We start from the raw sequence: 20421 nt of genomic DNA, 5'->3' as shown, positions 1-20421 counted from the left end.
CGGGGGCTTCGGCTCCCCACGCCGCCCCGGAGCCCGCCGCTCGGCCGCTCCCTGTTGGCGCGAACAAATGCTAATGAATTACATTATAACCTAACTTTTCACCAAATATTGAGAAGCGATTCTTACCCTGTCCGCGACGATAAACGGCGGGCACGAGAAGGCTTCCGTGCCCGGTTACTCGAACCCTATTATATCGTTCGTAAACGGAAGCTCTTCCTTCTTCATACTGCCGTTCCCCGTGATATCGACTTCGGCGGGATTGCCGGCCATGAGATTATCGTTGGTTTCCTCGAGACTGCCGCCTATAACCTTCCCCTGGTACGCCCACGAATCGAAGACGTAAGGCAGGCCGTTCGAGTTAAGCGGAGCAGGGCTGTCCATTACGTGGAAGTGAAGGTGCGGCCCGTCGGTATTCCCCGAGTTTCCGAGGTTTCCTATGTGCTGCCCCCTCTTCACGAAGTCCCCCTCCTTCACTGTTATGCTGCCGGGGATCATGTGCGCGTAAAAGGCGTACCGGCCGCCGCCTATATCCACGACGACGTGGTTACCGCCCGCGGTCACTATCGTAGCGTCCGTAGGGAGCTGGCCCGGCGGCTGGTCCGGAAGTCCGTCTAAAACCCCGACCACCCTGCCCTCCGCGGCGGAATGGATGTCGGCTCCGTAGTAATGCCAGTTGGCCAGGACCGACTGGTCGCCGGTATAGAGTCTCCCGTCCTCGTCGAGCCGGACGAAGTCTATCGCGTAGCGCTCCGAAAGCCTGAGCTTGCCGTCTATAGGATTTACGACGAACCGGTGGAGGCCTATCGTTTCGCAGCAGCCGTCCGCATCGAGCCAGCGGTCGCCCTTGAGCGGCGGGCTCAGAACGACAGCCCTGTCGGTACTCACCTCCGTATATCCGCCTGTCGCCGTAACAGTCCCTCTGTCCGGGAAGTCCGGGAGAGACATCGTTACCCTGTGGCCGAGAAAACGGGGGACCTCCTCCTCGTTTTCGAAAGTGACGGTCATGTACATTACGCCGAACTGTCCCGGGCCGAGCATGTCCGAGTAATTAGCCGTGCCGAATGTGATCGGCACGTCGAAATTCCTGAGCTTGTACGTTATGTCCGTCCCGTCGAAGGCGGTATTCTTTACCGTGGATATAACCCTGTCGTCGTTTTCCGGATCGACGACCTCGACGGAATCTATCCTGACCGTCGTCGCCGAGCCCGTCACGTTCGCGAATTTTATCTCGTAAGCCAGGTGTACGAGGCCGTCGGACCCTGTCACCGGATACACCGGCGTCGCCACGACCGACCACTCGATCCCGGTCAGCGTCCCGGGGTTGTCCACCCTCGTTACAGGATTGTCCGGCGCCGCCCCGCCCGACCCGCCGTCGCACCCCCCGGCCACGAACAGCGCCGATACCGACAACAATAATATTGCAGATACTGCAAGCAGAATCTTCATTCTCCACCCCCGGGATTCGTTCACATGAATTATAGCCCGTTTCGGTCCCGGGGAGTAGCTCTTGTGCGGAGAAGCCGCGAGCCGCCGGCGGCCCCTCAGCGCGCCGTGCCCTTGATTCCCGATAGAGAAGCGAGGTATCGGCACATCCGCCTTGCCGCGAGAAACGAGAGAGACGACACGCAGATTATCACGACGGCCGCTCTCAGGGACGACGCGGCCGATACGGAAATTCCGATCCCCGTCGCCAACGCAACGTAGGCCGCGATGCACACCGGGCACTTGGGCAGGAGCACCAGCACTGCGCCCGGTACTACCCATCCGGCCGTGTCCCGGAGCCGCCGAAAAAACGACCGCGGGCGCACGCCGGCGCGCGTGGTCTGTTTCGGAACCGCCTCGCCGTCAGGGCTCCTCGATCCTGCTCCGCAGCAACGACGGCCGCTCACGGGCGCCGCCGTCCTTGCCCGGCCCGGATACCGCGCTCGACCTGGGCGTTCCACTCCCGGGACGGCCGGGCGTCGCCATATTCGTCGTGCCGGTTCCACCACTCGTACGGCGGGGTCTGAGGGTAGCCCTCGGGCGAGTCCCCCCACTCCTCCTGGCGCCCGAGCGCAGTCATATCGAGGTAGCTCCAGGTGCTCCCGAGCGCCTCGTCGCCCCGCTTGTCGATGAAGTAGGTACGGAACACGCGGTTGCCGTCGCGAATAAACGCGTTCGTGCCGTGCCACTCGTCCACGCCGAAGTCTTTGTCGAAGTCGTCCGTGATGGTGTACCACAGGATATGCCAATCCATTCGCGCCTTCAAACGCTCGATGTCCGCCTGCGGCGCGCGCGAGGCGAACGCGAGCGTGGTGTCGCGGGCGTTCAGATGGGCAAGGTGGCCGACTTGGTCGGCTACCATGGAGCAGCCGATGCAGGCATGCTCGGGCCAGCCGGACACGCCGGGCTCGAAGAAGGCACGATAGATGATCAGTTGACGGCGGCCTTCGAACATGTCGAGCAAACTCGCCTTGCCTTTCGGCCCGTCGAACTCGTACGCCTTCCCGACGGCTACCCACGGCATCCGCCGGCGCTCGGCTGCCAGCGCGTCACGCGCGCGGGTCAGCTCCTTCTCCTTTTTCAGTAGCTCCTCCCGGGCCTCCAGCCATTCCGCCGGGGAAACGATTTCATGCTTCAGCGTTTGGTTTTTCATTGTTTATTACCTCAGGATTACTATGATTTATTTTGTTAATGACCTCTTGCACCACGGATGTGCAAATGCTATGCCATGCGTTGGTGCCGGGAATATCCGGAATATATTGTGTGATTTCGAGGAGCCGTCGGTATCGATAGGGCTCGGGGTCGATGTACGTCCGGGAGAGATGTACCGTGGAGCACAATCCGCATTATATGGAAATACACAGATGCTCGCGGTCAGTTCATTAATACCGCTCATCGTGTAAACAATCTCCCAAGGTTGCCAAGGCAAACGGTCCAGCCCCTCCTGTGGGGCTCCCTCTCGGAAACCGTGAGCAGCTCGTGCATTATCGTCACCTCCGTCCCGCCGGGCACCGGGCGAAAGCTGACGGTAACGACCGTATCCTTCGCGAAGTTCGAGTTCCACGTAAAAACGAGCTTCTCGTGCGGCACGATCTCCCTGTACTCGCCCGTATGCATGTATTCCGTCCCGTCCACCGAGCGCATGTTGATACTGAACCCGCCCCCTGCTTCGAGCGTGTTCGATACCTCCGCCGTCCCCTCATCCATCCCGTAAAACCATTCGTTCATGATCTCGGGCTTCGTAAACGCCTCGAACACCCGCTCCGGGTCGGCTTTTATAACCCTTTTGACGACTACCGCTGCTTCACTCACCGGCGTCACCTCCTGTCTTCCGATTTTCAAAGTATTTTTCGAGAGAATCCATGCGCGCCTCCCAGAACCGCCTGAATTCGTCCAGCATGTCCGAGACCGATTCGAGGGGCCCGTAGCTCACCCTGCAGAGCCGCTCCCGGCCCGATTTCCGCTTTACGACGAGCCCCGACTTCACAAGCACCTGTATGTGCTTGGACACGGCCTGGAGAGACATTTCATATTTCTCCGCCAGCTCGTTCACCGTGAGGTCCTCTTTCGCGAGCTGAAGGACGATATTTCTCCTCGTGGAGTTAGACAGCGCGTGAAGGACGTTATCCAGATTCGCGTTCTTATATTCAACCATACAGTTGAGTATAGAATACTGCCCGGCATTTGTCAACCACTTAGTTGATTATTATTTTATAACAGCCCGGCTCTCGATTTACGCCCCTTCAAGAACGCGCCGGTTGGTGTATAATTCATTCGTAATAAAGCCGGCTGTCCATACGATGATTTTCCCACGATTTACTACACTTTCGTTGCTTGTGATACTGGCGGGGACGCTCGCGTATACGTCCGTGACGGACGGGGCCCGCGCCGCATCTTCCGCCTCGGCGTCTGCAACGCAATCCATAGGCACCTACACAGCCGGGTGCATGAGGAACTCCGCGGCCATCCCGATGGAAGGCGAAGGCTTTCAGGTCATAAGGCCCGGGCGGGGCAGATACTTCGCGAACCCCGAGACCATAGAATTCATCGTGGACCTCGGGAAGCGCGTGAACGAGTACGTAAACGGAATCATCCTCGTAGGCGACGTCGCCCGGCAAACGGGCGGCCCCATGCTCGACGAGCACAGCAGCCACCAGACGGGCCTCGACGCCGACATCCTCTACTGGCAGCACCCCATAGCCCTTCAAAGGAGCCTCACCGTCCGCGAGCGGGAGAGCATTTTCCCCCAGTCCGTCCTTAACGATCAGCGAACGGGGGTTGACGATTCCAAATGGGACGACAGAATAGGCAGGATAGTGAAGGCGGCCGCTTCCTACGCCGACGTAGACAGGATATTCGTGAATCCGTTCATAAAGAGAAAGCTCTGCTCCGAATACCCCGGCGAGTCGTGGCTCGCGAAGCTCCGCCCGTGGTACGGGCACGACGGCCATTTCCACGTTCGGCTCAAATGCCCCGAGGGCAACGGCTCGTGCGTGCCGCAGGATCCGGTAAACACACACGACACCGGGTGCGGTAGCGACCTCGCCTCGTGGTTCACGGCCGGCGGGAAAATCAAGCCGAAGAAGAGCTCGGGCCAAACCGTGAGGCCGAAGCTTCCCGAAGAATGTATCGCTATACTGGACGGCGGCGCATGAAACCGGCGGTCGGACGAGGCCGGTGTAGTAATAGTCCTTCCTAAACTTCTATCTCGAACGTGCTTCCCAGCTCCGGAATCACGACGTCCCTCATCCCCTCCCTTTCGAGGGCGGACTTGAACTTCTCCTGCCTGTCATACTCCCCGTGGACGAGGAACACCTTCTTCAGCTTCTCCCTGTCGAGCCCCGAAAGATAGCCCAGCATCTCGTCTTCGTCGCCGTGGGCGCTGAAGGAATCCATGATCTCGACGTGCGCCCTGAGCGTCCTTTCCTTCCCGAATATCCAGAGCTTCTTCTCTCGCCGCCTTATCTTGTCGCCGAGCGTATACGGGGCGCAGAAACCTACGATGAGAATCGTGTGGCGCTCGTGCTCTACGGTGTTCACCAAATGGTGGAGCACCCTTCCCCCCGTGAGCATGCCCGATCCGCTTATGATGACGGCCGGCCCCGTCAGGCTGTTGAGCCGCTTCGACTCCTCCGTGGTACGGATATATTTCAGCTTGTTGAAACCGAAGGGATCGGGGTCGTTCAGCACATACTCCGCTATGCCCTCGTCGAAGCACTCCGGATGGAGCCTGAAGACCTCCGTCGCGTTGATGGCCATCGGGCTGTCCACGAAGACGGGTATCTCGGGCAGGCGTCCCTCGTTCTCGAGCTTGTCGAGTGTGTAGACGATCTCCTGGGTCCTCCCCACGCTGAACGCCGGGATGACAAGCTTCCCCCTTTTTTCGATGCAGTCGTTGATTATGCGGAGAAGCTCGTCCTCGTCCTGCGGGAGCTGGCTGTGCTTCACTCCGCCGTACGTGCTCTCGGTAATCAGGTAGTCGAGGTCCTCCATGGGCACGGGGTCCTTCAATATGGGCCTCTTCGGCCTCCCAATGTCCCCGCTGAACCCGATTTTTACGGGCGGCTTTCCGTTCCGGTCTATTCTTAGCGTAACGCTGGCGCTCCCGAATATGTGGCCGCAGTCCCTAAGCTGCACGGATACGCCCTTTCTTATCTCGTGCCACACGTCATAGCTTACTCCGACAAAGCTCTGGAGCGATTCGAACACGTCCTTGTCGGTGTAAAGCGGCTCTACCGCCGGACCCTTGATCTTGCGCCGTCCCCTCTCCCTTTTCCTGTTCTTCTTTTTTATATAGCTCGCGTCCTTTTCCTGTATCTTGGCGCTGTCCAGCAGCATCACGGCCGAAAGGTCCCTGGTCGCGCTCGTCGTCAGTATCTCCCCCCTGTATCCGTCCCTGACGAGCCTGGGTATGCGGCCGCTGTGGTCTATGTGCGCGTGCGACAGCACCATCGAGTCTATGTCCGCGGGATCGAAGAGCCACGTACGGTTAAAGTCGACCAGCTCGTCGTCCCGCCCCTGGTAAAGCCCGCAGTCGAGAAGTATCTTGAACCCGTCGTCCAGCGTCAGCAGGTGGCAGCTTCCCGTCACCGTCCTCGCCGCTCCGCAAAACTTTATATTCATTCCGCTCCTCCGGAGGGGTATTTCTCCTTACCCCCGGGCGAGAAAGTCCCCCATCCGACGTACTCGGCGCAGAACCTGCACACGAGATAAGCCAGCACTATGCCCGCCGCGTTGGCGGCGGCATCGGCGGCGTCCATGGACCTGCCCGGGACGAATTCCTGAACCAGCTCCAGCACGACCCCGAGAACGACGGAAGAGAAAAGAAGGTAGAGTTTCCTCTTCATGGTCGTGACAGCCGTCCACGCGAGGACGCCCATGACGAAATACGCCGCCAGGTGCGCAATCTTGTCATTGTACGCCACGACGCTTGTGCCTGCTTCCGGGACCAGGCTCGCGGCGATTACGAAAACCACATAGGCGATGAAAATGAGCTGGAGCATGTTTAATCGTTGGATTTCGGTTGCTTGGAACTTAATTATACACTAATATGGCCCTGTCCTCCCCTGACAAAAAAGACCGCGGCCAGAGCCGGACGGAAAAAGAACGTTTCATGTAAATTCTTACAGACAAGATGTTTTGCCGGAATGTCTGCGATCTTTCATTAATTCAAGCTTCTCGCAATACAATCACCTTTAGCTAATTGCCGGAAAGCTGAAAATACGCATTAGACTCCCCGTGCCGGGCCCGTTTCACTTTACAAATCGGCGTGATAACAGCCGGTTACGACTTTTCATCCGGCACTACCGTCTTGAAACCGTTACGTGAAATAATCTTAAAGTGATACTCAAATTATGACGTCCAACTTCCCGAATCTTGAATCAAACCTGAGAGGCTTGGCGCAAAAATACTCCTCCCGTTCGCCAACATACCCCCGCAGAGCCTTTCCATTTCCCACAGAATTCCGGTTAGGGCCGCGCAAGGCTTAAACGGCATTCTTAAAAAAAGCTTCATAGTGACGGCGATGACGATGTGTCGGTATTGGAGTTTTGAATTAAAAGGGCTCCTCGAATTCACGGGCGTTTTTTGAAAGGAGATGACGCGAGGCTCTTTAACCCCGACACCAGCTCCGAGCCCGAAAGGCTGCAGTACCCGGTTTTTATAAACACGTCCGCGAGCGCCCGAAACGGAACGGAACGGCTCCCGCACATGTAAACAGGCCGCCACGCTGGATTGAACTTGTCCTTGAACCTGAAGAGGCTTTTGTAATTGTAAGCGAACCTCAGGAAATGCCCGGAGCCGAAAAGAAACCTCTCCTTGAGTGACTGCATGCCGGCAGCCTCCACCGTGAGCCCCGGCGGACGTACGAAAGGCACCTCCCCCAGGCTGAGCTCCCTGTAACCATCCCCGCCGAGCGCGCGTATGACGTATACGAAAAGCGACTCCATAACGCCGACGGGAGACCGCGCCGACCTCAGCATCGCCTCGACGTGCGCCGAGTCGGGCCCCGTCCTCGAAACGGTCACGGCCCCGAGCCACCCGCCGTCCTCGTCCGCGTGAACGAAGCACCTCATGTCCTCGTCGTATCCCGTCCGGAAGAGATATTTAAGGAACGGCTTTCCGCCGTATGGAGTGCGCGTCCGGAGCGCTTCGAGCCTTTTCATATTCTCCTGCGAATAGGCGATTTCCTTCACTCTCCCCGGCTTGAGGCCGCGCCGCGAAAGCTCGCCGAGGGACGCCCCGGGCCTCCAGCCCCCGATGTCTATAACGGCTTCCGAGCCCGTAACGACCGCCTCGCACCCGCTCCGCCCGAGGAAATCAGCTATCTCGGGAGAGCACCCCCTTATGAGGAACCCGCTCCCGAACCTCGACAAGAGCTCGCCGTATATCTCCTCGAACGAGCTTTCGAGCGGCACGCCTCCCGTGTAGATCCAGTCCACGTGCGAGAGCGGGAGTGAAACGCTCCTCAGAATCATCGAGGTCTTCCGGCTTCTATACCAGCTTAGAGGAATCGAGCTAATCATTTATCGTCTTCAGATATATAACTAAATTACACCAGTCTCCGGCAGCCGCAACCACGGCCCCGGTCTTCAAAATGCAGTATTATTAAAATTACGTCCATGCTATATAATTTTTCTAGGCGTTCCGGCTCCTGATAAAAATATTCGAGCGGCGGCGCCCGGAGGATATCGAAATGAAAAAGTTTCCGACCTTTATGCTGATTGTTCCCGCAGTGCTCATGGCATCCGTGTCGTGTACGGCCGAGGATAAATCCCCCGATTCGGGCAAGACATTCGACAACCCGTTCACCTACTGCGAGTCGGCGGGGACTGTAGACTCCCCCGGCGCGGATTACACGGGCCCCGAGGTTCCCGAGTCGATAGCCAGGGGCCTTAAGAAGGCGTTCGGCTCCCCCGAATCCACACCGCTCGACATTTTCATGAAGGGGACTTACTGGAGATGCATGGACGGTAAGGTCTATGCGTGCAACGTCGGGGCCAACCTCCCCTGCGAATCGAAGGCCGACGTAAGCAAGGAGCCGACGGAAGGTATGAACGAATACTGTAAGGAAAATGCAAACTCCGACTTTATCCCCATGTACGTAACGGGCCATTCGACCGTCTACGACTGGAAGTGCGACGGCACGACCCCCGTCGCCGGAAAGCAGCTCTCCGAGGTAGACGCGCAGGGGTACCAGAAAAACATCTGGTACGAGATAACCCGGCCCTGATGCGGCGGCTTTCGAGGGGGCGTACCGGTGCCCCGGGTTTCCGGCGTCAGCGCTTCCCGCAGGATATGAATACCCCGCTCACGGTTTTCTCGGAGACCCCGAAGACGGCGGCTCCCTTCGACGGCTACGCCGTTATTCATATCCTCCGGATTCCGGGTAAAGTCTCACCTCGAGAAAATTGTAATATACTTTTACCGGCCGCCGGGATTCGTTCATAAAGAAAATCCCGCCGGTTTTGTATTCCGCACCCGGAGCACTTCTGACGTGAAAGAAAACACGGCGAAGAACCGCCGCACAGCCAGGCTGCCCCTCGCCTGGAAACCGAGGCATCGCGGCGACCTTATGAGGCTCGGCTCGGAGCACGACGGCGGATACGTCGTCACCGAGACGGCCCTCCGCGGCACGGGCGTCCTCGTCGGGCTCGGCGTCGGGCATAACTGGGCGTTCGAGGAGGAATTTCACAGAATGTCGGGCTGTGCGGTGCATTGCTACGACCACACCGTCAGCCTCCGGAAATTTCTGGAATCGGCATACCTTCATACGAAGGATTACGTGAGGGGACGCACACCGCTCGACAAGGAAGTGATAACGCTCCCGTTCAGGTTCGGGAAATTCTTCTCCGGCCGGAGAAGGCACTATGCCGAAAAAGTGGGGACAGGCAACGGCGACTCGGATGTCGGAAAGATATTTTCGAGGGTTCCGGAAGGCGAAGCGGTGTTTATAAAGATGGACATCGAGGGCTGGGAATACAGCGCCGTCTCCGGCATCCTGGAATATTCCCCCCGCATAACCGGCCTCGTCGTCGAGTTTCACCACGTAAGCTCGCTCGGCGGCGCCGCGGAATCCGGCATAAGGGAGCTTGGCAGATGCTTCGACGCCGTGCACGTCCACGTCAACAACCACGACGACCTCGGCGAAGACGGCTTGCCGACGACGATTGAGGTAACGTTCGAGAACAAATCCCTCCGCGAAGGCCCTTCCGTCGAATCGGGCCGCGATTATCCAGTCGAGGGCCTCGATTCCCCGAACAATCCATCCCTGCCTGATTATCTTATCGAATTTTATTAGACGGCCCGGGGACAAGCCGGCAAGACGCGCCCGGTCATCCGGACAATGGCTGCGACACCCTCTTCCTCATGACGACGCGGTTCCGCCCCCCTTCCCTCCTGTACGCTATCTCGTCCATGTAGGTCTGAATGAGGTGTATGCCCAGCCCGCCGATGTGGCGCTCCTCTATCGGCGACGAAAGGTCCGGCGGCTCGTAGTCTAGTGGATTGAACGGCTTCCCGTCGTCCTCGACCTCTATTTCCATGACGCCGTTCCCGCACTTCGCGCTTATCGCAATCGAGTGATCGAGGCCGTCCTCCCAGGCATACGATATTATATTCGTCACGAGCTCGTCCAGTGACAGCATCACGGCAAACGCGCAGCTCCGGGGGAGTTTCAACGATTCGCAGAACTCCCTAAGCCTTTCCCTGAGCCCGGTCAGTTCGCCGAAATCGTTCCTGAGCCGGATATTCAACTCGGAGGACATCGGTTAATTATATCTGATGGCGAGGAGCGTCATATCGTCCGCCTGCGGGACCCCTTGCGAAAAGGTTTCGACGTCCCCGAGAACGGCCTTGACGGCATCCTTTGGAAGTCCTGCGCCAATCCCGGACAATACCTTCGCGAGCCTCTTGTCGGTGTATAATTCGAGCCCCCTGTTCGCGGCTTCCGTCACCCCGTCGCTGTAAAGAAATATCGTGTCTCCGGGACCGAGCTTCATAGTCCCGACATTATAAAGTGAATCCCCTTCCAGGACCCCTAGCGCGATCCCGCCCGTAGCGGGCAGGGCTTCCACCCCGGCCCCCGCACGGACGAGAAACGGAAGCTTGTGGCCGCCGTTCGAATACGCGACCTCTCCCGTCCCGGCGTCCAGTATGCCGCAGAACGCGGTTATGAACATCGAAAATTCATTTTCCATGCAGAGTATTCTATTGGCCTCGGCAAGGCACCTGTCGGGCGCGTTGCCCTTCACGGCCTCTGCCTTTATCATGGTCCTCGTAACCGCCATGAACAGCGCCGCCGGAACGCCTTTCCCCGAGGCGTCGCCGATGGCGAAATAGAGTTTATCACCCTCCAGGATGCAGAAATCGTAGAAATCGCCCCCGACGTCCCGGGCCGCCTTGATGTCGCCGTATATGTCGAACTCGCTCTTTCCCGGAAAGGCCGGAAATGTCCTCGGTATCATCGAGAGCTGAATCCTCCGGGCGACGTCGAGCTCCTGCCTGATAGCGGCCAGCCGCTCCCTGTCCCTGACGGCCTGCTTCAGGGCAAGGGCCTCTTCCACGGTCTTCAGTATGGTCACGCCGAGGTCGTCCAGGTCGATGGGCTTCGTCAGGAAGTCGAACGCACCCAGATTGAGGGCGCGCCTGATGGTGCGCATGTCGCCGTACGCCGAGATTATCACCGATCTTATATTAGGGAAGTACTTCTTGAGGTCGGAAAGAAGCGTCAGCCCGTCGGCGCCGGGGAGCTGAACGTCCGTCACCACCACGTCCACGTCGCTTCTGCCAAGGGTTCTTAGGGCCGACGCGCCGTCGTCCGCAAAGACGAAAGCGAGCTCGTTCTCCCTTATCTCCCTTCTGAATTTCTGGCTGACGAGTAATTTAAGCCCGGGATCGCCGGCAACGACCAGAACTGTCGCCCGTGGCGCGCCGGTCTCTGGGCCATCGGTTTCGGGTACGCTGGTTTCCATGTCCGCCGCATCCCCGTCAGGCCAGTCCCCTGAGAGCTTCGCGGGCGCTTTCGAGGTCGTGCTCGATGGGCATCACCTTGTCGAACCCGGCCGTCCTGAGGACGTCCTCGACGTCCGGATGAGGGTTTAAAAGCACCATTTTCGCGCCGAACTTGTCGAGGGCCTTCGCGGCAGTGATAAGCATCCTGAGGCCGATGGACGCCATGTAATCGACGTCCGACATATCGACGACGGCGTCCTTCCTCCGCGTGACGGTTTGCCTCGTGAATTCGCAGTCGAGGTCGCCTATGGTATCGAGATCCACCCTCCCCCGCAGCTTTATGTGCGTGAGCTCGTCGTCGGCGTTTATGACGATCATGTCCATCTTTAAGCCTCCGGGCGGGGCGGGGTGGAACCCTGCCTGCCGCGCTCTCATGGTTATAAACCGAAAGCGGACGCCAGTCAAAAAAGTTAACCCCGGCTTAACACTACAGGCTTTAAATGGACTCCGCCCGTTGCCCGGACATTTCGGAGATGCTCGCCCCCTAAGAGAATCCCCCCCGGGGCCGTTATTCGGATTCCCGGGCGCAGACGACGCAGCGGTCGGTATACGGCAGGGCTTCGAGCCTGCCTATGGGTATGGGGTCGCCGCACATGACGCAGACGCCGTACTCGCCCCTGTCCACCATCGAAAGCGCGGCGTTGATCTGGTCGAGCTCGGTCCTTATGTTCTCGTCGAGGAACTCAACGACCTCTTCGCCCTCACGCTCCAGGGCCTGCTCGTCCCAGTCCCTGTCGTGGGTCTTTCTGAGAGAGGTTTCTATCCTCCCGAGCCTGTTTTCGAGCTCGATTTTCTTGGCCTTGAGATTTTCGATTATTTCAGTGTAAGCGTCCATGTCCAATACTCCGCAAGCGGGTATATCGCAAGCGTCAAACCCCCTTGAATTCTGATTCTAGAATAACAAATCGTCCCGGCAAAGTAAAATCTGCAAACCCGTATCCGCGTGCCGGGCCGTCACATCCAAAACACAATAAAAATCCCTCCGCCCGACGTCGGCGGTGTATAACTGCTTCTTCGATTGTTTCGTTTACCGTATCAGAAAACTTCCAGAATTGTCTTTCTGAAGAGCGGGTTGAGGTCGTCCATGGAGGTATCTCTTATCATCCAGCAGTCGATCTCGTCGCTGTCGCGGGTGAGCACAAGATTGTATCCGTTCTCCTTTCCCCACTTCATCTGCCGGGAAAGGCTCGTATACTGCTCCTGCTCCTTTTCACTCAGGTCGTCTACAGGCTTGTCGAGAGTGGTTTTCTTGATCTGCCCGAGGTAGATGCTGCGCGAGAACTTCGTTCCCGTATGGCTAAGATTTTCAGTGTTGATCATAAAAAATTCACCCCATGCCTTAAACGTTTATCACAAATAGCATAAGCACTAATTCCCGCTTTTCAAGGGCCGATCCGGCGATTTTGAATTTTTATCTCAAAATTCAGCCGGTTTTAAAGGGCAGGCTCGTAAAAAGCGCCGGAGACTCGCTTACGCCTGCATTAATAGATCATCTCCCGAGATATTGCTCCAGCCGCGCCGCGCACCTCTCCACCTCGCTGACGAACCCCTGGAGCGTCACCGGATACACCGTCTCCGGGCTTCCGGGCCGGTTCCCGTCCAGCTGCGGGTCGAGCGGGGAATATATATAGCCCAGGTGGCTTTCCTCGAAGTACGCCCCCGCGAGAGGGAGGCTCCTCCCGTTCGGCGAGACGAGGCTCATCTCGCTCCCGGGCTTCTGGTAACCGGTCCCGGGCGAGTAATCGAAAGAGATTCCTATCGACATGCCGCCCCCTGTGTGGACGCCGGCCTGTGTGTTGTAGTGATACCCGCTTTCAGAGCCTATGCAGTCGAAAACGAGCCCTCCGGCCCGCGGCTCGCTGCGCCCGCTAACGACCTTCCTGAACGCCTCCCTGAACCTCCTCTCCCCGGCCGTCATCCCGCGCGGTAAAGATCCCGTGACAGGCTCGCCGGTCTCCATCTCTTTTAAGACGCGCGACACCGCACGCTGACTCCCTATCCAGTACATGTCCAGGCCGTAATGGATCTCGCCCCCCGCTATCTTGTAAAGCTTGGGAATGGATATGTGCGAAGAGAGGATGAAGTCCACGCCCTCGCCCTCGTTCTTCGTGAACTCGGTGAGCGATTCCAGGACCTCCTCGAAGTACACCCTTTTCGCAAGGTCCTGCCTCATCTCGCGTATCTTTCCGACAGCCTTTTCGGCAGGGCCCGAATAGGAGACGGCAAGCTCTTTGTTGAGGACGACCGTCTTGAGCTGCCCGGGGATTACTTCGTCATCGATCGAGGCTGAATCGGAGATCATCGAATCCGAAAGGATACAAATACGACCTCCGAACTGCATTGCCATAACTAAAGACATAAAAACCCGCTAATATTGCGACTGAAAACTGCCTATGCCATGGTTCGGTCACGCGGAGCGGCTTTAACAGGGGCTTCCGCGTTTGCACGACTCGACGCAATTGCCGCTCGTGTTGGTCCTGCAGCACTGCGCTCCGGTCTCGGTGTTGAGGCAACAGCACTGGTCGGCGGAACAGGTATCGTTCCCGCAGCTCGACTGCGCGATCTCGATGACGGAGCCCGCCGTGAAATCGGAGAATGGGTAGATGTCCTGTCCGAGTTCGGATGTTATGTAGGAAAATTCCTGCGGCTGCTGCGATTCCGCCTGCTCACCGCCTGCAAAAAAGATTCCGACTGCTATCAGGATTGCGAGTAAAGCCATTAAGGAAAGCGTTCTCATGCGTCTCATCGTTTTGCCCCCCGCTGTATTTTAAAAGGATTAACCAAAACGGTTTCGTTTTCAAGCGCTATTTTGAGTTGGTAATTGATTGCACACACATAGCGTGCTTTTACCGGCGTGGCGGACGACGAGATACTGTCTCCGGCGGTGCGAACGGCGGGTGTAAGGGGCCTCGTGCCGAATAGTGTGAGAATGCCGCGTACAGCCGGGACGATACAAACATTCCATTAAGCGATCCGGGAGAATTTGACGTGGAGACCCACGTCAGCGATCGAAGCAGCCCGGCTGCTCCGCCCCGCACCCGGCGGCGCCTAGTTGTAAACCTGCACTTCGTTATAAAGGGCGTCGCGCTCGACGGGAATGAAGCCCGCGTTCTTTATCATGTTCACCATGAAGTCGCGCGTGTGCCCGAGCTCGGAAGGCGCGCCCGCGTCGTGGATTATCTTCTCTTTCATGATGGTGCCGTCCGCGTCCGAGCACCCGTAATGGAGCGCGACCTGCGCCATCTTCTCCCCGAGCGTGATCCAGTAGGACTTTATGTGCGGGAAGTTGTCGAGGTATAGCCTCGCAAGGGCGTGGACCTTAAGGTCGTAAGAAGCCGGGAAGAACTTCACCTGCTTCTTTAGCCCGGTGTTTTCGGGCTGGAAGAGCACGGGAATGAATGCGAAGAATCCCGGGGAATCGTCTTCTATGTTCCTCAGCCTGTCCAGGTGATCGACGACGTGAAACGGCTCTTCGATGTGGCCGTAAAGAATCGTCGCGTTCGTCGGAATACCCATGGCGTGGGCGAGCCTGTGTATCTCCTCCCACCGGGTGGCTATAGTCTTCGGCGCGCATATCTTCTTCCTGACGTCGGGGTGGAGTATCTCCGCGCCGCCGCCGGTGAGCGCGTCGACCCCGGCCTCCCTCAGGGTTTCGAGGACGTACTCGAGCCCCTTGCCCGTGATCTCGGTGAACCAGTCTATCTCCACCGCCGTGAACGCCTTCACGTGCGTCTTCGGGTAATTGTTCTTCACGAGTCTAATAATGTCGAGGTAATGATCGAAGTTCCAGTCGGGATGGAGCCCGCCTACTATGTGCACTTCCCTGATGTCGTCGTTAAGGAGGGAAAGAATCTGCTCGTGGCTCATCTCGTAGGCGCTGGCCGATTTCTTGGTCGTGCCGAACGCGCAGAACCTGCACGAAATGGCGCATATGTTCGACGGGTTTACGTGCCTGTTTACGACGAAGTAAACCTTGTCCCCCACCCTCTTCCGCTTGACGTAATCTGCAAGCATCCCGACAGTGTTGATGTCGAGGCTGTCCATCACGGTAAGCCCGTCGCCGAAGCTCAGGCGCTCCCCGTTCGCCACCTTTTCGATTATTGGGAGAAGGTTCTTGTCGAAACAGAGTTTTTCTACATCTTCCAGTATTCTTTCCATCTTTCGGTTACCGCCTCTTTAACGTCCTCTGACATTTCTATCACAGCAGGATACCAGTTTTTTATAGTCGCATCTATACCCATACGGCCGCCATAAACGACAGCCGGCCCCCTGAGCTCGGTCCTCTCGAACACGAGGTCCAGATACGGGTCGAACCGCGTGAAAATCCCCCATATAAGCTCAGTGTTATCGTGCACGTCGATGTCCGGGCTGACGGCGGCGATTATACGCACATCCTCGTACCCCGGCGTCTCGAAGAGCTTTTTTAACATCTCCTTGGGGCTCCTGTCAATCTTTACAGCTAAAATGCCGCCCTTTAGCAGCCTCCAGTCGAGGATCTCGGGATGCTTCGCCCTCGGATCGGGCGCCTTGTCCGGCAGCTTCCGGGGCTTCCTTCCGGGCGCCTTCCTTACGGCGTTTATGCCCATCTTGCTCCCGACGTTCAGCTTCCCGCTGGTAAAATCCAGCGTATCGAGCGGGGCCCAGGGGATTACGAGGACGTCCTCCTCCGGCTCGTAGTTAAGCCCTATCTCCGTAAGCACTGCGTCCCAGTCGCGCGGGTCCACGTCGCTCGAAACGGTGATCATCACCTTCGTCAAAAGGAGCTGCCCCGTCCCCCAAAGGGACAGCATCGCCTTTATGCCGTTTTTCGGATAGCGCTCGTCCACCGAAACGACCAGGAGATTATGGAACCCGGCCTCCGGATAGGCCCACATGTCCTTCACCTCCGGGTGGATGATGCGCGTAAGGGGCGAGAACATATCCCCCGCCGCCATGCCGAGGAAGACGTCCTCCTTCGGCGGCTTGCCTACGATAGTTGCAGGGTAGATCGCGTTCGCCCTGTGAGTGATCCTGTTAAGGTGAAAGACCGGGAACTCGGCCTCCATCGAATAGTGCCCGAAATGATCGCCGAACGGGCCCTCTACCCTTAGCTCGCTCTGCGGCACGACGCCCTCTATCACGAACTCCGCGTTCGCCGGCACGGTGAGCGACACGCTCTTCCCCTTCACCATCGGTATGGGCTTCCCGCGGAGATAGCTTGCGAACGCTATCTCGTCCATGCCCTCCGGGAGCGGCGCTATCGCGGTGAATATCATCTTCGGATCGCCGCCCAGCACGACAGCGACCTCGAGGTCCCGCCCGAGCTTTCCGGCCTCGTGGTAGTGCGCGGCCCCGCCCTTGTGCGGGTGCCAGTGCATCCCCGTAGTCTTCTCGTCGTAGACCTGCATCCTGTATATGCCGAGATTCCGCTTGTTCGTAACGGGGTCCTGCGTCAGGACGAGCCCGAGGGTTACGAACTTCCCGCCGTCGAGCGGCCAGCACTTTATAACCGGCAGCTTCCCGAGGTTTGGCTCCTCCTCTATCTCCTGCACCGCTCCGCTGCCAACGGACTTCGTCCTCATCGACAGCAGGCTGTACGCCTTCGGGAGTATAGAGAAGAACGACTTAAGCGACGGCGGGTTCACCTTGTGAAAGAGCTCCACCAATTCCTCCCCCACGTCCCTCGGCCTTCTACCGAGGGCGAGCTCGACGCGCTCCTCCGTGCCGAAGAGATTCATCGCCAGCGGGAACGAAGCCCCCCTCACATTTTCGAACAGGAGAGCCGGCCCCTTCTCCTTTATCACCCTGTCGGCGATTTCCGAAGCCTCGAGGTCCGAATCGACCTCGGCCCTGACGCGCTTCAGGTCGCCTATAGCGTCGAGGTAGCTTATAAACTCCTGGAGGTCGAGAAACTGTTTTTTAGCCATTTTAGACACCGATCCGTTACAGCCTGATTAATTATCGCGAAAAATCTGACTTGCCGGAGAGAAACGATACTGCGGAACGGATAAAATACCCGCGAAACTGCGCCCTAGTCGAGCTCCCCCTGCTTCCAGCCGTTGCCCGTCGGGACGCCTATGATGTTAAGCACCTTGTCCACGTACCCCTCGATTAGGCCGCTCACTGTCTCCGCCTTAAGATAATGCGGCGGGCTTATCGGCATTATGATCGCCCCCTCGCGCGACAGCTTGAGCGCGTTTTCGAGCGCTATGGAGCTGAGCGGCGTTTCCCTCAAGGCGATTACGAGCCGCCTCCTCTCCTTCAAGGCCACCTGCGCTATGCGGGTAATGAGCGAATCCCCTATGCCGTTCGCCATCTTGGCGAGCGTTGAAACCGAGCACGGTATGACCACCAGCGAATCGAAGTGGTTACTTCCGGACGAAAACGGGGCCGCGAGGTCCGAATCGCTGTATATGTCCTTCACCCAGGGGCGGAGCTCTTCTATCTTGAGCCCGAGCTCCTCGTTTAAAACGTGCCTCCCCCACTTGCTCGAAATAAGGAACTTGTCGTCGGGGCATCTCCTTAAAAATTCGACCCCGTATGCGACGCCGGATGCGCCGGTAATGCCTACGATTGTTCTCATAATCTAGGGTAAGTATATCCCGGCGAGGACGAAAAGAAAAACGGAAAACCCGACCAGGATGTTGATTTTAAAGAACGCGAGGTCTACGTTCGACGACTTCCTCTGCTCCAGGAAAAGAAGAATCCCGATAGCCGCTACCATGATTCCTGCGGCTATGGTCCTGAACATGAGGAAGTATAAAAAGGCTATCGAGAAGAACGCCGCCTGGTGGAGAAGCCCCGAAATATAAAGGGCCGTCCCCCTTCCGAAGCGCGCCACCATCGAATATATCCCCTGCTCCCTGTCGAATGCCTCGTCCATCGTCGCGTATATGACGTCGAACCCAGAAACCCAGAAAAAAGTAAACAGGGCGAGCAACACGCCCGGATAAATGCTGTGAAACGAGCAGGTTACGGCAATCCATCCCCCGAGAGGGGCCAGAGCCAGCCCGAGCCCCACGCCGAAGTGGCAAAGCCACGTAAAGCGCTTCATGAGCGGATATATAATGAAAACCACGAGCGGTACCGGCGACAGATAAAGGACGAGGTCGCATATCTTATAGGCCGCGGCGAAATAAAGGACGAGCCCCGCGGTCGTGACGACATACGCCTTCCCGAGGCTGAGCTTCCCCGACGGGAGCTCCCTCTCCTTCGTCCGGGGATTCAGGGCGTCTATCCTACGGTCGAGTATCCTGTTTATCGCCAGCGCCGCGGTCCGCGCGCCGGTCCCCGCGAGTATTATGAGCACCAGGAGCTTCAGGTCCGGAAGCCCTCCCCACGCGAGAAAAGCCCCGGCCAGGATCATCGGCAGCGAAAACAGCGTATGCTCGAATTTCACGAAATTGCTGTAATTTCTTATGCTCTTCATATTCTTACGCTATTCATATTAAGGGAACCGGCCCTCCGGTTCGGGCCTAGAGTCTACTTTACTTTTAAGGTTCCTTCTATACACTAAGGCGGTATTCCCGCAGGCAGAGAGAAATTATGCCGAATCCCGAGCTCGCCGAAAGAATAACCAACGACCTCCTCGAAGGAAATATGCAGGATATAAGGGACGTCCTGACGGATGTCCATCCGTCCGAAATAGCCGGGATACTGACGGTGTTCCCGCCCGAGGACTACCAGCGCATACTCGAAGCGCTCGACGCCGAAACGGCCTCCGAAGTCATCCTGGAGCTCGATCCCGAGCACAGGGAGGAGATACTCGGCGAGCTCGACGCCGAGAAGATAGCCGAGATAGTCGAAGAGATGGAATCCGACGACGCAGCCGACCTTATCGGCGAGCTCCCGGAGCAGACGGCCACCTCGGTTCTCTCGAAGATGGACCCCGAGGGCCTCCGGGACGTCGAGCCGCTCCTCAAATACCCCGAAGACTCCGCGGGCGGTATCATGCAGACCGAGCTCGTCAAGGTCGGCAACAATTTCACGGTCCGCGACGCCATAAACTGGATAAGGCTGATAGCCGACGAAATTCCGGACTTTTACCAGATTTTCGTTACGGACGAAAACGACAGGCTCCTCGGCGACATATCCCTCCAGACACTCATTCTGGCGACCCCGGGCTCCGGGGTAACGGACGTCATGGAGCCGCTCGAAGTTACGGTCACACCCTACATGGACCAGGAGGACGTTGCGAATATATTCCAGAAGTTCGACATACTGTCGGTCCCCGTCGTGGACGACGACGGCGTTCTTCTGGGCAGGATCACGGCCGACGACATCCTCGACGTCATAGCCGAAGAGGCCTCCGAGGACATAATGCAGATGGCCGGTGTCGGCGACACCCTTCACCCCATCTACACCCCTATGCGGACGCGCATAAAGCTGAGAATCCCCTGGCTCCTCATGACCCTCGTGGGCGAGCTCTTCATCGCGTTCATAATCGTCCACGCCTTCGAGCCGACGCTCCAGAAGGTGGCCATACTGGCCGCGTTCATGCCCGCGATCATGGCCACGGGGGGCAACGTGGGGCTCCAGACGACGACCATCGTGATCAGGAGCCTCGGGATGGGGACAATCAACATAAAGCAGATACTGAGGATTATTTTTCTGGAGGTAAGAGTCGGAATCACGCTCGGCGTTATATGCGGCGTGCTGGCGGCGGGCATAGGGGCGCTCATAAGCTACCACGAGCCCGAGGTTCTTAAAATCGCTATAGCGGTATTCACGGCGATGCTGTCGGCCACCATGGCCACGTCGTTCATAGGCGTCGCCGGGCCGCTCGTGCTTCACAAGCTCAATTTCGACCCGGCGGCGGCGTCCGGGCCGTTCCTCACGATGTTCAACGACATCTTCGGCTCGGTCTTCTACCTCTTCATAGCGATGCTGATTTTCCACTGACCGAAGCCGCTACCGGGGCGCCCCCGTGTCAGCGCACCTTGGAGACGC

General features: G+C 57.9%; 23 protein-coding genes. 5 read left to right on the top strand and 18 right to left on the bottom strand.

Annotated elements, in window-relative coordinates; genetic code table 11:
* Nucleotides 1-174: 174 nt before the first annotated feature.
* The gene (locus PKC29_01335; protein HML94053.1) at nt 175-1446 is read right to left on the bottom strand and encodes a M23 family metallopeptidase; all 1272 of its coding nucleotides are present in this window, start codon (nt 1444-1446) and stop codon (nt 175-177) included.
* 63 nt (nt 1447-1509) lie between these two features.
* Here PKC29_01335 and PKC29_01330 point away from each other — a divergent pair, with 63 nt between their 5' ends.
* Complete coding sequence (locus PKC29_01330; protein HML94052.1) at nt 1510-1704, top strand: hypothetical protein; 195 nt, start codon at nt 1510-1512, stop codon at nt 1702-1704.
* 181 nt (nt 1705-1885) lie between these two features.
* On the opposite strand, the gene PKC29_01325 is transcribed toward PKC29_01330, so the two are convergent.
* The 3 genes from PKC29_01325 to PKC29_01315 all read right to left on the bottom strand — a co-directional run bounded on the left by PKC29_01325 (nt 1886) and on the right by PKC29_01315 (nt 3637).
* Complete coding sequence (locus PKC29_01325) at nt 1886-2635, bottom strand: DUF899 domain-containing protein (protein HML94051.1); 750 nt, start codon at nt 2633-2635, stop codon at nt 1886-1888.
* A gap of 239 nt (nt 2636-2874) precedes the next feature.
* Nucleotides 2875-3294: an SRPBCC domain-containing protein gene (locus PKC29_01320; GenBank protein HML94050.1), complete on the bottom strand. Its 420-nt coding sequence runs from the start codon at nt 3292-3294 to the stop codon at nt 2875-2877.
* Nucleotides 3287-3637 (bottom strand): metalloregulator ArsR/SmtB family transcription factor, encoded by a 351-nt coding sequence (locus PKC29_01315; protein HML94049.1) that lies wholly within the window; start codon nt 3635-3637, stop codon nt 3287-3289. The genes PKC29_01320 and PKC29_01315 overlap by 8 nt, the downstream gene beginning before the upstream one ends.
* Nucleotides 3638-3818: 181 nt before the next feature.
* Between PKC29_01315 and PKC29_01310 the strand changes: the two genes are divergently transcribed.
* The gene (locus PKC29_01310; protein HML94048.1) at nt 3819-4637 is read left to right on the top strand and encodes a penicillin-insensitive murein endopeptidase; all 819 of its coding nucleotides are present in this window, start codon (nt 3819-3821) and stop codon (nt 4635-4637) included.
* A 40-nt stretch (nt 4638-4677) separates the two neighbouring features.
* On the opposite strand, the gene PKC29_01305 is transcribed toward PKC29_01310, so the two are convergent.
* From PKC29_01305 to PKC29_01295, 3 genes are all read right to left on the bottom strand, one after another.
* Complete coding sequence (locus PKC29_01305) at nt 4678-6105, bottom strand: MBL fold metallo-hydrolase (GenBank protein ID HML94047.1); 1428 nt, start codon at nt 6103-6105, stop codon at nt 4678-4680.
* Nucleotides 6102-6485 (bottom strand): VanZ family protein, encoded by a 384-nt coding sequence (locus PKC29_01300; protein HML94046.1) that lies wholly within the window; start codon nt 6483-6485, stop codon nt 6102-6104. Before PKC29_01300 ends, PKC29_01305 begins: the two co-directional genes overlap by 4 nt.
* 570 nt (nt 6486-7055) lie before the next feature.
* Entirely contained in the window at nt 7056-7958 is a 903-nt protein-coding gene (locus tag PKC29_01295; GenBank protein ID HML94045.1) for a phosphatidylglycerol lysyltransferase domain-containing protein, read from the bottom strand.
* A 218-nt stretch (nt 7959-8176) separates the two neighbouring features.
* Between PKC29_01295 and PKC29_01290 the strand changes: the two genes are divergently transcribed.
* Nucleotides 8177-8713 carry a hypothetical protein gene (locus tag PKC29_01290; protein HML94044.1) on the top strand — a complete coding sequence of 179 codons (537 nt, stop codon included), beginning with the start codon at nt 8177-8179 and terminating at the stop codon, nt 8711-8713.
* Between the two features lie 264 nt (nt 8714-8977).
* Nucleotides 8978-9781 carry a hypothetical protein gene (locus tag PKC29_01285; GenBank protein HML94043.1) on the top strand — a complete coding sequence of 268 codons (804 nt, stop codon included), beginning with the start codon at nt 8978-8980 and terminating at the stop codon, nt 9779-9781.
* A 34-nt stretch (nt 9782-9815) separates the two neighbouring features.
* Here the strand turns inward: PKC29_01285 and PKC29_01280 are convergent, their stop codons facing one another.
* The 11 genes from PKC29_01280 to PKC29_01230 all read right to left on the bottom strand — a co-directional run bounded on the left by PKC29_01280 (nt 9816) and on the right by PKC29_01230 (nt 18901).
* Nucleotides 9816-10247: an ATP-binding protein gene (locus PKC29_01280; protein ID HML94042.1), complete on the bottom strand. Its 432-nt coding sequence runs from the start codon at nt 10245-10247 to the stop codon at nt 9816-9818.
* A gap of 3 nt (nt 10248-10250) precedes the next feature.
* Nucleotides 10251-11453: a SpoIIE family protein phosphatase gene (locus PKC29_01275; protein HML94041.1), complete on the bottom strand. Its 1203-nt coding sequence runs from the start codon at nt 11451-11453 to the stop codon at nt 10251-10253.
* Between the two features lie 16 nt (nt 11454-11469).
* The gene (locus PKC29_01270) at nt 11470-11817 is read right to left on the bottom strand and encodes an STAS domain-containing protein (protein HML94040.1); all 348 of its coding nucleotides are present in this window, start codon (nt 11815-11817) and stop codon (nt 11470-11472) included.
* 184 nt (nt 11818-12001) lie between these two features.
* On the bottom strand, nt 12002-12328 hold the full coding sequence (locus PKC29_01265; GenBank protein ID HML94039.1) for a TraR/DksA C4-type zinc finger protein: 327 nt from the start codon (nt 12326-12328) through the stop codon (nt 12002-12004).
* Nucleotides 12329-12528: 200 nt separating this feature from the next.
* Nucleotides 12529-12813 carry a hypothetical protein gene (locus PKC29_01260; GenBank protein HML94038.1) on the bottom strand — a complete coding sequence of 95 codons (285 nt, stop codon included), beginning with the start codon at nt 12811-12813 and terminating at the stop codon, nt 12529-12531.
* A 169-nt stretch (nt 12814-12982) separates the two neighbouring features.
* Nucleotides 12983-13795, bottom strand: a complete 813-nt coding sequence (locus PKC29_01255; protein ID HML94037.1) for a hypothetical protein — start codon at nt 13793-13795, stop codon at nt 12983-12985.
* A gap of 120 nt (nt 13796-13915) precedes the next feature.
* Nucleotides 13916-14212, bottom strand: a complete 297-nt coding sequence (locus tag PKC29_01250; GenBank protein HML94036.1) for a hypothetical protein — start codon at nt 14210-14212, stop codon at nt 13916-13918.
* Between the two features lie 329 nt (nt 14213-14541).
* The gene (gene mqnE, locus PKC29_01245) at nt 14542-15651 is read right to left on the bottom strand and encodes an aminofutalosine synthase MqnE (protein ID HML94035.1); all 1110 of its coding nucleotides are present in this window, start codon (nt 15649-15651) and stop codon (nt 14542-14544) included.
* Complete coding sequence (locus PKC29_01240) at nt 15627-17399, bottom strand: menaquinone biosynthesis decarboxylase (GenBank protein ID HML94034.1); 1773 nt, start codon at nt 17397-17399, stop codon at nt 15627-15629. Before PKC29_01240 ends, mqnE begins: the two co-directional genes overlap by 25 nt.
* 104 nt (nt 17400-17503) lie before the next feature.
* On the bottom strand, nt 17504-18055 hold the full coding sequence (locus PKC29_01235) for a UbiX family flavin prenyltransferase (protein HML94033.1): 552 nt from the start codon (nt 18053-18055) through the stop codon (nt 17504-17506).
* Nucleotides 18056-18058: 3 nt separating this feature from the next.
* Complete coding sequence (locus tag PKC29_01230; protein HML94032.1) at nt 18059-18901, bottom strand: 4-hydroxybenzoate octaprenyltransferase; 843 nt, start codon at nt 18899-18901, stop codon at nt 18059-18061.
* A 116-nt stretch (nt 18902-19017) separates the two neighbouring features.
* Between PKC29_01230 and mgtE the strand changes: the two genes are divergently transcribed.
* Nucleotides 19018-20373, top strand: a complete 1356-nt coding sequence (gene mgtE, locus PKC29_01225) for a magnesium transporter (protein HML94031.1) — start codon at nt 19018-19020, stop codon at nt 20371-20373.
* Nucleotides 20374-20421 lie beyond the last annotated feature (48 nt).

It is taken from the genome of Thermodesulfobacteriota bacterium (genome assembly GCA_035325995.1).
Lineage (GTDB): Bacteria > Desulfobacterota_D > UBA1144 > Nemesobacterales > UBA2774 > JADLGH01.
The sequence above is the reverse complement of the archived record's forward strand: the minus strand, read 5'-3'. Positions and strand labels throughout refer to the sequence as shown.